The organism is Thalassotalea sp. PLHSN55 (assembly GCF_052030545.1).
Classification (GTDB): domain Bacteria; phylum Pseudomonadota; class Gammaproteobacteria; order Enterobacterales; family Alteromonadaceae; genus CANMXU01.
In genome coordinates this window covers 354,243-368,623 of record NZ_JBPDIH010000005.1, presented here as the reverse complement: position 1 = coordinate 368,623, position 14,381 = coordinate 354,243, and the positions used below count along the sequence as shown (strand labels likewise).

At 38.2% G+C, this 14,381-nt stretch carries 8 protein-coding genes; 6 read left to right on the top strand and 2 right to left on the bottom strand.

Annotation, left to right across the window (positions count from 1 at the left end; genetic code table 11):
- Positions 1-106: 106 nt before the first annotated feature.
- From ACRRSQ_RS12350 to ACRRSQ_RS12325, 6 genes are all read left to right on the top strand, one after another.
- Positions 107-1,300, top strand: a complete 1,194-nt coding sequence (locus ACRRSQ_RS12350) for a GDSL-type esterase/lipase family protein (RefSeq protein WP_440876051.1) — start codon at positions 107-109, stop codon at positions 1,298-1,300.
- Positions 1,301-1,694: 394 nt separating this feature from the next.
- A complete protein-coding gene (locus ACRRSQ_RS12345) occupies positions 1,695-2,471 on the top strand; it encodes an IclR family transcriptional regulator (RefSeq protein ID WP_440876050.1) in 777 nt (258 codons plus the stop codon).
- 316 nt (positions 2,472-2,787) lie between these two features.
- Positions 2,788-4,212, top strand: coding sequence for an L-fucose:H+ symporter permease (gene fucP / locus ACRRSQ_RS12340; protein WP_440876049.1), 1,425 nt, complete (start codon positions 2,788-2,790; stop codon positions 4,210-4,212).
- A 131-nt stretch (positions 4,213-4,343) separates the two neighbouring features.
- Positions 4,344-5,864 (top strand): sulfatase, encoded by a 1,521-nt coding sequence (locus tag ACRRSQ_RS12335; RefSeq protein ID WP_440876048.1) that lies wholly within the window; start codon positions 4,344-4,346, stop codon positions 5,862-5,864.
- A gap of 615 nt (positions 5,865-6,479) precedes the next feature.
- The gene (locus ACRRSQ_RS12330; RefSeq protein WP_440876047.1) at positions 6,480-9,551 is read left to right on the top strand and encodes a TonB-dependent receptor; all 3,072 of its coding nucleotides are present in this window, start codon (positions 6,480-6,482) and stop codon (positions 9,549-9,551) included.
- 304 nt (positions 9,552-9,855) lie between these two features.
- On the top strand, positions 9,856-11,091 hold the full coding sequence (locus ACRRSQ_RS12325) for an SGNH/GDSL hydrolase family protein (protein WP_440876046.1): 1,236 nt from the start codon (positions 9,856-9,858) through the stop codon (positions 11,089-11,091).
- Positions 11,092-11,278: 187 nt separating this feature from the next.
- On the opposite strand, the gene ACRRSQ_RS12320 is transcribed toward ACRRSQ_RS12325, so the two are convergent.
- Positions 11,279-12,499: a DUF6786 family protein gene (locus ACRRSQ_RS12320; protein WP_440876045.1), complete on the bottom strand. Its 1,221-nt coding sequence runs from the start codon at positions 12,497-12,499 to the stop codon at positions 11,279-11,281.
- Between the two features lie 190 nt (positions 12,500-12,689).
- On the bottom strand, positions 12,690-14,318 hold the full coding sequence (locus ACRRSQ_RS12315) for a sulfatase family protein (protein ID WP_440876044.1): 1,629 nt from the start codon (positions 14,316-14,318) through the stop codon (positions 12,690-12,692).
- Positions 14,319-14,381: the final 63 nt, after the last annotated feature.

The window sequence follows — 14,381 nt, the reverse complement described above, 5'->3', positions numbered from 1 at the left end:
CTTTAATAGAACAACCATTTGGTTGATCTATAAGCTTTAACATCATCATAATGTTAAAGCGTTAAGACCACGTAAATTATCTTCAATTCGTCTTATGGAATATTTGATGAAAAAAGTCATAGCTTTTATTTTCTCAACCACCTTAACTCTTAATATTTTACCGACCTTTTTTATGGCCGTAATGGCCTTAACTTATGCAAATACTGTAGCTTCAGCAGAGCTAATTAAGTTAATAAGTTCACTGAATACGGCGGATAATCCTAATTACCAATACACAGGACGCATTGATTTTTCAGATCCCAAAAGGCCCTATTTAACTTGGCCAGGCTCAAGTATTAAAGCGCGTTTTAGTGGCACTGAATTAGCACTAACTATAGATGATGATCGTGGCGAAAATTATTATAACGTTATCATTGACGAGCAAAACCGCTTTCCAACGGTTATTGGTTTAAAAAAAGGTCTACATACTTATACGATTGCAACTGGCCTAACAGAAGGTGAGCACAGTGTTGAAATTTTCAAGCGCACAGAAGGCACAGAAGGTGGTAGTTACTTTCTTGGCTTAACCCCTTCTTCTGCAGAACAAAAAGACAACATTAACGCCGCACAGCTACTAAATAAACCTCCCATGTTAACGCGTAAAATTGAATTTTATGGTGACTCAATTACTTCTGGCATGGGGAATGAAGCTGTTTATAATTTGCCTGACCAAAACGTCTCAGAAAAGAATCATTACCTTTCCTATGCAGCGATGGCCTCGCGTATGTTAAATGCTGAGCATCATTCAATATCTCACAGCGGGATTGGGGTGATGCATAGCTGGTTTGACTACATTATGCCTGAATATTTTAATCAACTGTCTGCTGTGGGTATAAATGATACCTTATGGGATTTTTCAATATGGCAACCCCATGTAGTGGTGATTAATTTAATGCAAAACGACAGTTGGCTGGTTAAATCAAAGAAGCATGTTGCGGTGCCACCAAGTGAACAAGAAATTATTCAACATTATTTCGACTTTGTTCAAAACATTCGTAGAAAATACCCTAAAGCTTACATCGTGTGTGCTCTAGGTAGTATGAATGCAACTCAACAAGGTTCACAATGGCCCCACTATATTAACGCTGCGGTTAATCAAATTAAGTCTATAGATCCGCAGGCAAACATAACGTATTTATTTTTTGATTTTAATGGCTACAAAAAGCACCCTCGTGTAGCACAACACCATGCTAATGCAAAAAAACTGGCCCAATTGATTTCAGAGAAAATGAATTGGCCGCTAGATTTAGCCGCTTTTTGATTTTTGTCGTAAATTGGCGGTGTGCAGCATTAATGAATTTTTTTGCTTTATTGTGGTTACAAGCATTTTAAAAGGACTTTATTTTGTATTTGATTCTAAAAAAATTAAATATGATTTAATTTTTAATATTGCTTTGATCAAGTTTTTATACTTGATAAGTAACATTTTGTTTATTAAAAAATGATGTCTTTTGGTGTTTTACTTTTTATTTTCTCTTTTAATCAATGGTTTGTCGTGTGTTCTATTAAGTATCATAGAATATTTTTATAATTTAGTATTATATTTTTATCGACATTCATGCTAATCCATCTAAAATAGAAAAACATTTGATTTTGTATTTGAATTTTAAAGTTACTTAAATCTATTCTTTAAATTGGTATTAAAGGTTGTCGAAATGTCAGGAAAAGAAACAAAAAAATATTCAGCGCCAGCACTAGAAAAAGGACTTGATGTATTAGAGTTACTTTCGGCTGACTCAACTCCTATTAGCACATCAGCAATTGCTGAAAAATTGGGTCGATCTAATGCTGAAATTTACCGGATGATCTTAGTGCTCGAGCAAAGAGGTTATATTGAAAAATATGACGATGTTGATGGCTATCAAGTTACCAGAAAGCTACTTCAATTAGGAACAGAGCATGAGCCTATTAAAGATATTATGGAATACGCTCAGCCGATCATGCGAGAACTCGCTGAAAAAACCAGTATGTCTTGCCATGTTGCTGTTGAATCTCAAGAGCAAATAGTGGTTATTGCTCGGGTTGAAACGCCAAGTAATCTTTCTTATTCAGTTCGTATCGGTTATCGACGACCTATATGTTTTGCTGCGTCTGGGCGAATTCTTTTTGCTTTTCAAACGTCAGCTAAAAAAGAAAAAATGATCGCGTTATTAAAGCAACATCATAGCGAAGAAGAAGTTAATATTTTCCTTTCAGAATGTAAGAAGGTTGCTAAGCAAGGTTATTTAAAAGCACCGAGTGCCTTTGTCGAAGGTGTAACTGATATATCGTTTCCGATAATTGATAATGATGTTGCTGTTGCGACACTGACAGTCCCATACATCAAACGCATACCAGAAGAAATGCCTATCGAAGGTGTTATTAAAGAATTAAAAACTGCTGCTGAAGATATTTCAAAAGCTGTTTCTTATGGAATTGTTCGTAAGTTTTAGTTTTCACTAACAAAATAAAAACAGGGAGCATTTATGCTCCCTTTTTTGTGAGTAAAATTCATAGGCCGCGGATTTAATTTGCTATTTTATTTTCACTGTTAATTCACATCTTATTCCTATTAACCTGCCTAGTAAGCAATAAGCCCTTATCAAGCTTCAATTTATTCAATTATTCAGCTTCTGTTTTGTTTTTATATGCGAAAGCTATTATTTATATATGGAGTTGTGTTAGTCTTGTGGTTAGATGTTGTTAAATGTACGCATGAAAATAACAAAACAAAAATACATTATTGATAAAAACAAGAACGAGGGGTTTATGAACACAAATGCAAATCATATAACTGATGTGGAAATTGCCACAAATACGCCAACTAAAAAAGAAAAAATAATAGAGTCTAAATACCTTATTCCCTTTTTATTGGTTGCTACCTTATTTCCATTATGGGGATTTGCCAATGATGTAACAAACCCACTTGTTAAGGCCTTTAAAGATATTTTCTTGATCAGTAATGCCCAAAGTAGTTTAGTGCAATTTGCCTTTTATTTAGGTTACGGTGTGATGGCGATTCCTGCGGCAATCTTTATTCGCAACTATTCGTATAAGTCAGGAATTTTATTGGGATTATTTCTCTATGCAGTGGGAGCATTATTGTTTATACCGGCTTCTATTTATATGGAATTTGGTTTCTTCCTAGCAGCGTTGTGGATTTTAACCTGTGGCTTAGCGTTATTAGAAACCACCGCTAATCCGTATATTTTATCTATGGGACACCCTGATACTTCTACACAACGATTAAATCTTGCGCAAGCTTTTAATCCTATTGGCTCGTTAACGGGCATGTTTATCGCCTCGAGTTTTATTCTTAGTCAGCTTGAGGTTGAAAAGTTTAGAGCTAAAGAAAAAGCGGCTAATCCGGAATATGCTAATTTATTGCCATCAGAAGTTGACGGTAAGTTAACGCAAGCCTTGGTCGATTTTTCAACTAATAGTCCACAAGCACATCAGGCGATGCAAGCTGCTGACTTATTGACGATTAGAGGCCCGTATGTGGCAATAGCTATTGTTGTAGCCATTTTGTTTGCCGTTTTTTTGTTCAGTAAGCTACCGCAAACTATCTCGCATGATCAGCGGTTAACCAAAAAAGAGTTAAAAGAGACTTTTGCTCGGTTATTTGCTAACAAATGCTATTTGGAAGGCGTTGTCGCCCAAGCATTTTATGTTGGTGCGCAAATTATGTGCTGGACTTTTATCATTCATTACGGCATCACGTCAGTAGGGCTTAGCGCCGCCGATGCCCAGTCATATAATATGGTAGCCATGGGACTATTTTTAACCAGCCGCTTTGTTTGTACTTTTTTACTCGCTTTTATTCGCCCAGGCCAGTTATTGATGATATTAGCTGCCGGTGGTTTTATCCTCACCTTAGGTACGATTTTCATTGGTGGTATGACAGGGCTATATTGTTTAATAGGTGTTTCAGGGTGTATGTCGCTTATGTTTCCTACTATTTATGGTATCGCTTTAAAAGGTATGGGTGATGATGCAAGTTTAGCTTCTGCGGGCTTGGTTATGGCAATTGTTGGTGGCGCGTTGATGCCACCCCTTCAAGGTACGTTGATTGATGGTAGTGAACTGCTAAGTGGCATACCGTCAGTGCAAACGTCGTTTGTATTACCGCTATTATGTTTTGTGGTTATTTGTTGTTATGGCTACCGTGCGCACAATAAATACAACGTTTAACTAAGTTCAGATTTTAGCTCAGCGTTTTTTAGCGCTGAGCTTTATTTTATAGAGTTATTCATTATCTAAAAGATTACCCCAAAAGTATTCACGAAATAGTTTAAAAAAACAAACTTAACAAAAGGTTTAATATGTTTAGTCACTACTTATCAATTCCCAAGGTAACCGCTATTGCAACCTGTGTATTGCTCATGTCTGCCTGTAATATGAGCGCAACTGATAGAGATGAAAAAGTAAATAACCCGAATAAGAAACCCAATGTGCTTTTTATTCTGGTTGATGATTTAGGTTATTCAGATATAGCCGCATATAATGAAAAGAGTTTTTATCACACCCCTAATATTGATCAGTTAGCCAAGGAAGGGGTTCAATTCACTAATGGTTATGCCGCCAACCCAGTTTGCAGTCCATCACGTTATGCAGCCCTTACGGGGAGACATCCATCAAGAATTGATGCGACAGATTGGTTTCATGTCAACGGTTGGCCACATCGGGTTGAAAAATTTAACCCTGCAAATATGCTTGAGAGCATGCCCCTAGAAGAACGAACCATGGCTGAGTCATTTAAGGAACATGGCTATAGCACAGCTTTTTTAGGGAAATGGCATTTAGGTGATGACGAAGCATTATGGCCAGAGCACCAAGGTTTTGATGTTAATATTGGTGGAATGAAATATGGTCAGCCACCCAATGGCTACTTTTCTCCTTATAAAAACCCTCGATTATCTGACGGCCCTAAAGGTGAATACCTTACTGACCGTTTAACCAATGAATCGATCAACTTGCTAGAGTCATATGCTCAGCAGGAAAATCCATTTTTCATGTATTTATCGTTCTACACCGTTCATACTCCATTGCAGGCGCCGCAAGATGTTGTCGAAAAGTATGAAGGTCTAGCTAAAGAACAACCCTCTTCAGACGACTTCCGTGAAGAAGAACAAATATGGCCAACAGATAAAAAAAGGATGGTTCGTGTTCAGCAAAACCATGCAGTATATGCTGCCATGGTTAATAAAATGGACACAAACGTTGGTAAAATCCTGAGCAAACTAAAAGCACTAGGTTTAGATGATAATACCATTGTTGTATTCACGTCTGATAACGGTGGCTTATCAACTTCTGAGGGCTCTCCAACATCAAACTTGCCTTTAAGAGGCGGCAAAGGTTGGTTGTATGAAGGTGGCATAAGAGTTCCATTTATTATTAAAGCACCTAATGCTCAGGTCAATGGCCATAAAATTGATACGCCAGTTATTGCGACTGACTTTTATCCAACGCTACTAAATCTAGCAGGTTTGTCAGCTGAGCCTAAACAGCACATTGATGGTGTATCCCTAGTACCCTTATTAACGGGTGATAGCATTGACGACCAACGACCTTTATATTTTCATTATCCACATTATTCGAACCAGGGCGGTTTTCCTGGGGCTGCTGTCCGCGTTGGTGATTGGAAACTTATTGAACGTTTTGAAGATGGTAAAGTACATTTATACGATCTTAGTTTAGATATTGCTGAGCAACATGACTTGGCAAGGCAAGAACCAGGTAAAACGAAACAGTTAAAAGCACAGTTACATAATTGGTATAGAGAAGTTGATGCGAAATTTCTTAATAGTAAAGACGGTAAAGTGCCATGGACACCAACTAAGTAAGACTTTTTAATTATTTAGTCCAATCCAATGGCAGCGGTTTATGATATTAGCCCTGCCATTTTAATTTGGTGCACTCTTTCTTAATATCTCGACACCATAGTTAGTTCTATTTCGTAAATCATCCTTCTTATATGGCTCAGCCCCTCTTAAATGAGTAAGCGTACAGCAATCTGAACACCTGTTAGATAATTACTTCTATGAATTCACCTTCAATCTAGTGTTTCGTTTGAATCAAGTTAATGAATTTGTATATGATAAAGCCAACTGATATTTCAAAAATAAAAAGTATATTAATTTTTGCGTTTTATTGAATGAATGTGTGGATTTTTATTTTAATCGATATTTGATGAATCAAGGTTTTACTATTGTATTTTGGTGTGTTTTTTACTATTTACTTGTCTGATTTTTATGTATTTTTGTGCTGCGTGGTAAATGGGTGATTGCAGTCTTGTACAAGAAAACTCTTTATTGAATTGTTTAAATAATAACAAAAAAAGGTTGAATTTAAATATGAATAGTGTATTTTATATTTAATTCACCAGTGTCTGAGAGCATATAGCTTTTAAAACACTTAAAAAAATAATATAAAAATAAATAAACAGGTTGGGGAATCTTATGAAACATAAGGTATTACTTGCAGGCTTGACGCTAAGTCCATTAATGGTAGCGATGTTTCCTGCATATGCAGAAGAAGAGCAAGAAAAAGAAATTGAAGTTATTGAAGTGACTGGTTTTAAGTCGTCGGTAACTAAAGCGCTGAACTCAAAACGTTTTGCTAAGAACGTAACCGACTCTATTGCCGCAGAAGATATTGGTAAATCTGCGGATCAAAATATTGCAGAAGCTTTGCAACGTGTGACGGGGATTTCAATTGACCGTAGCGGCGGAGAAGGTACCACCGTTTCAGTACGTGGCGCTGGTCCAAACTTAAATAATGTCACCTTAAATGGCGTACCTCTAACCAGTAGTGGTGCCAACCAAGCGGTTGATTTTAGCCAATATTCATCAGATGTTTTGGCTGGAATAGATGTTATTAAAACCCCCAGTGCCGACCATGATGAAGGTAGCTTAGGTGCGAGTATTCAGTTGAGTGGTTTTAAACCCTTAGCCGCTGCCAAAGATAGAAGAACATTAGAACTACAATACCGTAATAACCCTTTTGCCGATGTTGATGGCCAAGCAGATCATAAATTCAGCGGCTCAATTTCTGAGAAATTTTTTGATGAAACGGTAGGCTTTTCAATCGTTGCCAGTACAGAAGCTTCTACAGTCAGACGCGATCGTTACAACAATACTTGGTGGCGTCCGCTGGAGCCTAAAAATGGTGCGACTAATACTGAAACGGGTGAAGTCGTCACTAAAGATGACGGTTATGATTACGACGGTGATGGCGTTATTGGTGATGATGAAAAAAGAATTCGTGGTTTTGCAAGCCGTCAAACCCAGTATCGCACTTCTAACATAGCTCGAGACCGCAATACTATCTCGTCAACCTTGCAGTTTTTACCGACTGAAAATACCGATGTTTCTCTAGATTTTACTTTCTCCGAGCAAATGGTTAAGAATGACGATAACTATTTTGCCAACACCACGCCAAATAAAGGTGATGAGCCTGAAAATATTCTTTGGGATCCAAGCACGTTTACTTTTCCTAAATGGACGAATACCTCAACTACGACGAAAGAGCCTATTACGGTAAGGAACCATCGTGATATTGGGGAAACCACTGATAGAAACCGTGTATTTGGTTTTAATATCGACCATGAATATGAGAACTTTTCATTTACCTTGAAAGGCGGTCAATCAGCGTCAGAGTCAGGCGATGATTTTTATCTACAATCACGCTATAGACTACCTAATTCAGGTAAGGGTGAAGGCTACTACAACGGGTATGACTGTACAACGGTCAGTGACGTATGTTTAAGTGTGGTGTCTCCTGAGCTTGCGAATGACCCATCTACGATGGAACTACAATCATTAGCATTGCGTGACAGAAAAACGGAAGACAAAGCGACCAATATCTTTTTTGATGTTGACTGGGAAGTTGAATTTGGTCCGGTCACCATGGTTGAATTTGGTTATAAATGGAGCCAACGCGAAAAAAACCTTCATGAAACACGCCAAGAATTTAACGCTGCGGCGTTTGAAGACTTCTTTGCTGGCAAAACCATGGCTGATTATTATGATGGTGAAATGACACCTTCTGATTGGGGCGAAGAGCTGGGTTTTCCGCGTGATGAAATCACCGATGGCTGGGTAACCGTGAACTCTCGAGCGATTTTAGACGATATTCGAGAAGCAGGACTTGTCCCTGAAATTTCAACTAACCTAAGAAACACTCGTGATATTGAAGTTGACGCACAAGCGATTTACGCAAAAGTAAACTTCGAGTTCCTAGATGGTGACTTAGTCGGGGACTTAGGGTTACGTTACGCAAAAACAGATGTTAAAGCCTTTGGTTATTCAGGCTTTCAATACACAACGCTTAATTTTATTACCGAAGAAAATATTGCTTTTTACGGCTCTGAAGAAGCAGCGTTTGAAGCGCTTGGTTTGAGAATTGAAAAAGGCCAACATGTACCAAGCCCAACACCAACAAACGATACGCATGATTATGACAACTGGTTACCAAGTTTAAACTTAAACTACGCGATTAATGATGAAACTATTGTGCGTTTTGCCGCGTCAAAAACCATGGCACGTCCAAGAATTGATGCACTAAAACCGGGTTTTACCATTAACGAAAGTTATACTAACCCTACGTCAAATGCGACTGTGGGTTCAACAAGATTAAACCCTTATTTATCAACCAATTTAGATTTATCGTTTGAATGGTATTTTGACAGTGCTTCACTTTTTGCTGTGACATTATTTAATAAAGACATGTCAGACTTTGAAGAGACGGCGTCAAGTTTAGCGTACTGGAAAGATGTTCGTGATGAGTTTTATGATGTGGGTGATGATGGTCGCACGGGGGTGCTTAAAGACGATGAAGATATCGATTTTGTTGCTAACCCTGATGAGGTCTTATACCCATACACACCAGAAAACATGCCTGTTGGTTGTATGCCAAATCGGGAAGAAGATGTTACATCTTCGTTTGGTGAAGAAGGCTGTGACTTACTTAATATGAGTGTTAATCGCAACGGTAAAGGTGGTTATGTTCGTGGGATGGAGTTTAACTTCCAGCACAGTTTTGACTACTTACCTGATGCTTGGAGTGGTTTAGGCTTATTAACGAACTACACCTATTCTGACAGTGAAGTGGATGCAGAGCACGATGCTAATGGTAATGTGACCTTCGCTGAGGCACCTTTAGAAAACACTTCTAAGCATACTTTTAATACCACAGTTTATTGGGAAAAAGACGGTGCGTTACTTCGCTTAGCTTATAATAATCGCAGTGATTACCTAAGCCAACGTGCTGCTCAAGATGGTAATGCTATTTGGACCGAAGGTTATGACTCGTTGGACTTTTCAGCGTCTTACCGAGTAAACAAGATGATATCGGTGACCTTTCAAGCGGTTAATTTAACCGATACTGTGATCAGAACGTACAACTCAAACGTTAATGACTTGTTATTACCGGCTGAATCTTTAACTCTGGGCGATGCGCCAGATCATAGAACTATTTCGGCAGCAAATGTGGGTACCACATATCGATTGAGTACACGCATTAATTTTTAGAAAAAACAATTAAGTAACTACCTGGGTTGTGTGCAATATCCGGCGCATAACTCAGGTTTTTATTTCTTATTGCTCATGCAATGATAAATAATAAATCAGCATAGCACTTTGATAAAACCGCTTATTGTGTGAATTGCTCAATCAGATTTTCAGCACAACACTTCAGTTTTATCATTCATTAAACTTCAAATATTTAAATCCCACATAACGCTTAAGTAGTTACTGTTTTTATTAGTTATAGTGATTTAAAACTTTAAGAAGAAGCCGAATGAATGGCATAAACGATAACGACTAAAGGTATAACATGAAACTTAAAAAGTTCACCTCGGCATTATTATTTAGCTTATCAAGCCTTGGTTTAACGAGCTTATCAGCTCAAGTAATAGCTCAGCCAAATGTCTATAAATTTGACACTACTAAAACCGCTGAACTTCGTGCCCGAGATGGGTTACCAAACTTCTTCAAAAAGCTGCATGCCGGTGAAGATGTCAAAGTGGGTTACATCGGCGGTAGTATTACCAATGGTGGTTTGTGGCGAGCTAAGTCTTTAGATTGGCTTAGAAGTGAATACCCAAAGGCAAATATAACGCAAGTGAATGCTGCTATTGGCGGCACAGGCCCTGATTATGGTGCGGCGAGAATCGGCGACCATTTGCTTGAACATAACCCTGACATGGTTTTTATTGAATACCGCGTTAATAATGGTGGCGTATATCAAGGCAGAGCATTTGAGGGCTTGATCCCACAAATATGGGAAAAAAACCCGAATGCTGAAATTTGTATTGTTTATACCATTGCTCACTGGATGATCGACGATATTTCAAAAGGTAATCAAGCTCAAGCCGGCAAACCAATCGAAGCCGTAGCGAATCATTACGGCATACCGTCAATAGAGTTTGGCTTAGAAGTGGTTAAATTACTAAAAGAAGACAAACTGGTCTTTAAGAAAGGAGACAGCTCTGCAGAAGGAAAAATTATTTTCTCTAAAGATGGTGTTCACCCGATAGAAGCAGGGCATGACATATATCGTGATGTACTGGTACGCTCGCTTAAAAACCTCGACGGGCATGGTGTTGCAGGGAAAAATATCATACCAGCACCTTCGAAAGAAAATATATTTTCTAAAGCCTCTATGGTGCCGGTAAGCGAAGCTAAATTTAGCACAAACTGGCAGCGTGTTGCATTAACGGGTGTTGATATTAATGCCGATTTAACCGATGAAAACCGTGGTGGTAAAGCTATTTTTGAACAGGCGATGAAAACCACTAAAGTAGGCGAAAGCTTTACCTTTCAATGGCAAGGTTTCTTGTTAGGATTAACAGCCGTACTTGAAGGCAAAGGTGACGTTGTTGTGGAAGTAACTACCGATGGCGGAAAACCTAAGCTAGTTGATTTAAAGTCGCGAAAAGGCCATAGGCAAGAGAAATACAAATTCTTAGCTGAAGTGGCTGACGGTAAACATACTACAACAGTTAAACTGGTTAAATTAGCGCCTAATAAAACACTTCAAGTCGGGCAATTTTTAGTTGTTGCAGACTAATCAGCTTTAGCTAATCTACGTTAACTCAGCTTGTGTAAACGACTATCTTTAATAGTGACGTAAGCATGAAGTAAATTTTGGGTGAGCAGGAAATGAATAGCGCAGTGATCATGTTGATCACTGCGTTTTTTTTAAGACATATAACGCTATGTTGCATTACCGAGCTTTGTTTATGATGGCCCTTAAATTATTTGTCTGACCATGTTTGAATCTTTTGCAATGATAGCCCTAATACTTGTTGGGCGATATTGTCTAGTTGGTTGCTGTTACCAAAAAAGTGAAAGGTATGGTGTTGATGCTCAATAAAATCACCATGTTTCAATGGCTCCATCGCAGCAGCAGTTTCCAATTCATAAAATTCTTTATCTGCTGACGGGCCTTGATGATTGTAGAAGTTACTGACATCACCCAATGTGCCATCTGGCACGTCGCTTTCAAGTGCTATGGGGTAATTTGGTTGGTTAGTAAATGAAAACAATACCACGGTTAGTCTATTAAGTTCTGGGCTATAACTGGCTATGCGGTCTTTGGTTATTGTTTTTGGGACCCCTAGCTTCGCTCGAAATTTACCATCTACTTTAAAATAAACGGCTTCGTCGTGCTGTTTCAAGTAATCATTGTTTATTGTGTTTAAGTAAGTGTGTATTTGGCCTTTTTGTGAAACTTCTTGGTTTAATGGTGCAATTGCCCAACTATTATCGGTACCTTGAAACATGCCTAAAATCCAAATAGATAAAAGCCCAGTATCGGCACGCCAGTCTTTCCCTAAGTTTGTTAAACGATTATTTGAACCAAAACCGATATATTTTACATTTTCGGGGAGCTTAATCTTTAGCAATGTATTTAGATGTCGTTTGGAATACAGACTGATATTTCTATCGACCCCAACAATAAACTCTGTTCCTTGCATATTTTGCACATGTAATTTTTGATAAAGATGTGCGCTATGCGCATTTTTGCTGATTAAGGTAAAAGGTGTTTCTGATACCGCTTCTGGGACCCGCCATAAATTAGACGCGAATGAATCTCCAACAGGGTAAAAAACGGAATATTTTGAGCCTATAGGTGCTAGCCAAAAACGATCTTCTCCACCAACATTACCTTTACCTGCACTTAAAGCATCATAGTTTACCCAGCCATTGCTGAGGCCATGCTCGCCATTTGCGGTACTGGTAATCACTCGGCCTTGATGTTTGGCTGAAATAAGCAGTTGATGTTGACGGTTAGCTGAACTTAATAAAATTGGTTGGTCATATTTTTCTATAAACGCTTTGTCTTGCTCAAAGGTAGAAGATGTAGCAGCAAAGGGCAGTAATAAAGTGATTAGTAACGTGATACTGCCCTTGCAAGGTATTTTAGATAGTCTCTTGTTATTGCTTTTTCGGGTATTTGTATTGAATTTTTTCATAAATATCAAATTCCAGTCTTGGTTCTTATTGAATAAATTAAGTCATTAAGATAAGTGTTTGTTTTACTAATGCTCAAGGTGGTGAGTGCGAATGAGTGGTGAGAAAATAGGATAAATGGCGTGTTAGCTTAAAAGCTAATACGCCATCTAGACGTAACTAATCGCTGATTATTAATCTTAGCTACTTATATTAGTTATTAAACGAATCCTGAAATATTTTTTGCATTCTAGGGTAGTTTACATCAGTTTCATTGTAGCGTTTACGCTGCGCAACTAATTCTTGTTTGAGTTCTTTAATGACCGACTGATAACGCTTATCGTTGTAAACATTATGAAGTTCATTTGGGTCACTTCTTAGGTCATAAAGTTCCCAGCCAGCAGGTGTCGCTACTTTGTTTGGTTGTTTCCCTGTTTTTGCTAACCATTTTTTATCATAGTAAGTGAACTGCTCATCACGGTAGTTATCACCGTAAAAGAAAATAAGCTTAAATTCTTTCGTGCGTAAACCAGTATGTGCTGGTACATCATGATACATGCGATGTGTCCAATAACGGTATAAAGACGCTGTTCGCCAATTATCTGGTGTTTCACCCAATAACTCTGATTTAAAACTGCGACCTTGCATATAAGAAGGCGTTTTTTTATTGGCTAAGTCTAAAATAAACGGGGCGAAATCCGTATTATTTATCAGTAAATCACTGCGTTGGCCTGATTTTTCAATCTCTGGATGTTTGACAATGAACGGCATTTGAATTGACTCATCCCAAATCCAGCGCTTATCTTGGTAGTCATGCTCACCTAACATCATGCCTTGGTCAGAGGTATAAACGATTATGGTATTTTCATAGAGACCTTCATCTTTTAAGGTTTGGATCAAACGGGCAATATTGTCATCAACCCCTTTAATCGTACGCAAGTAACCTTTTACGTATGCTTGGTATGCTTGATATGTGTATTCTTTGTCTGAAAGATTAGGATCTATCTTGTAATGTTGACCATAATTCCGACGCGGGTTTCGTTTTGAAATTGACGTGCCGATTTCTCTGATGAGCTCGTCGTTGTGGCCTCGAGTCGCAGGAGAGCCAAAAGTGTCAGGTATTCCGTATAAGTCTGCTGGTTCGGGGATCTCCACGTCGTCTAAATAGTGATTGTAGCGTGTCGCGTATTGAAAATAGTCATGTGGAGCTTTAAATTGATGCATTAAGAAAAAAGGTTTATCTGATTTTCTATTTTTTAACCACTTAATTGACGTGTCGGTAATAACATCAGAGGAGTGCCCGATTGAAGTTTTAATATTGTTAGGCCAAGCTTCGTCGCCTCTTACACGAAACTCAGGATCAAAATATTTACCTTGTCCGGGGAGTACTTGGTAAAAATCAAAAGCAGAAGGTTCCTTTTTAAGATGCCATTTACCAACAATTGCGGTTTCGTATCCAGCTTTTTTCATTTCTATGGGGAGATATTGCTTTTCTCCAGCAACACCGCCTTTTAAGTCTTGAACACCATTGGTTTGGCTATATTGCCCAGTTAATATTGTTGCTCGGCTTGGGCTACAAATTGAGTTGGTGACAAATACGTTGTCAAATACCATGCCTTCATTGCCTAATTTATCTAAATTGGGCGTAGGGTTTAATTTAGCTAAACGCCCTTGATAAGTGCCAATGGCTTGTGCGGCATGATCGTCAGACATAATGTATAAGATATTATATTGTTTAGTCGCGGCTGACCGGGTTGGCTCAGTTTTAGTTTCTACAACGCTACAACTCACTAAAGGTGCAGAGAGCAATGCGACGAGCGATAAATAAGTATATTTATTCATTCTATAACTCATGTTAAATTGTATGTGCATTTACTATATCAAATATAAAAACCATTGGTAAGG

Excerpts from the sequence above, each read along its gene's own strand:
- ACRRSQ_RS12335 (WP_440876048.1), top strand. The coding sequence starts at position 4,344 with ATGTTTAGTCACTACTTATCAATTCCCAAGGTAACCGCTATTGCAACC.
- ACRRSQ_RS12320 (WP_440876045.1), bottom strand. The coding sequence starts at position 12,499 with ATGAAAAAATTCAATACAAATACCCGAAAAAGCAATAACAAGAGACTA.
- ACRRSQ_RS12330 (WP_440876047.1), top strand. The coding sequence starts at position 6,480 with ATGAAACATAAGGTATTACTTGCAGGCTTGACGCTAAGTCCATTAATG.
- ACRRSQ_RS12350 (WP_440876051.1), top strand. The coding sequence starts at position 107 with ATGAAAAAAGTCATAGCTTTTATTTTCTCAACCACCTTAACTCTTAAT.
- ACRRSQ_RS12325 (WP_440876046.1), top strand. The coding sequence starts at position 9,856 with ATGAAACTTAAAAAGTTCACCTCGGCATTATTATTTAGCTTATCAAGC.
- ACRRSQ_RS12315 (WP_440876044.1), bottom strand. The coding sequence starts at position 14,318 with ATGAATAAATATACTTATTTATCGCTCGTCGCATTGCTCTCTGCACCT.
- fucP (WP_440876049.1), top strand. The coding sequence starts at position 2,788 with ATGAACACAAATGCAAATCATATAACTGATGTGGAAATTGCCACAAAT.
- ACRRSQ_RS12345 (WP_440876050.1), top strand. The coding sequence starts at position 1,695 with ATGTCAGGAAAAGAAACAAAAAAATATTCAGCGCCAGCACTAGAAAAA.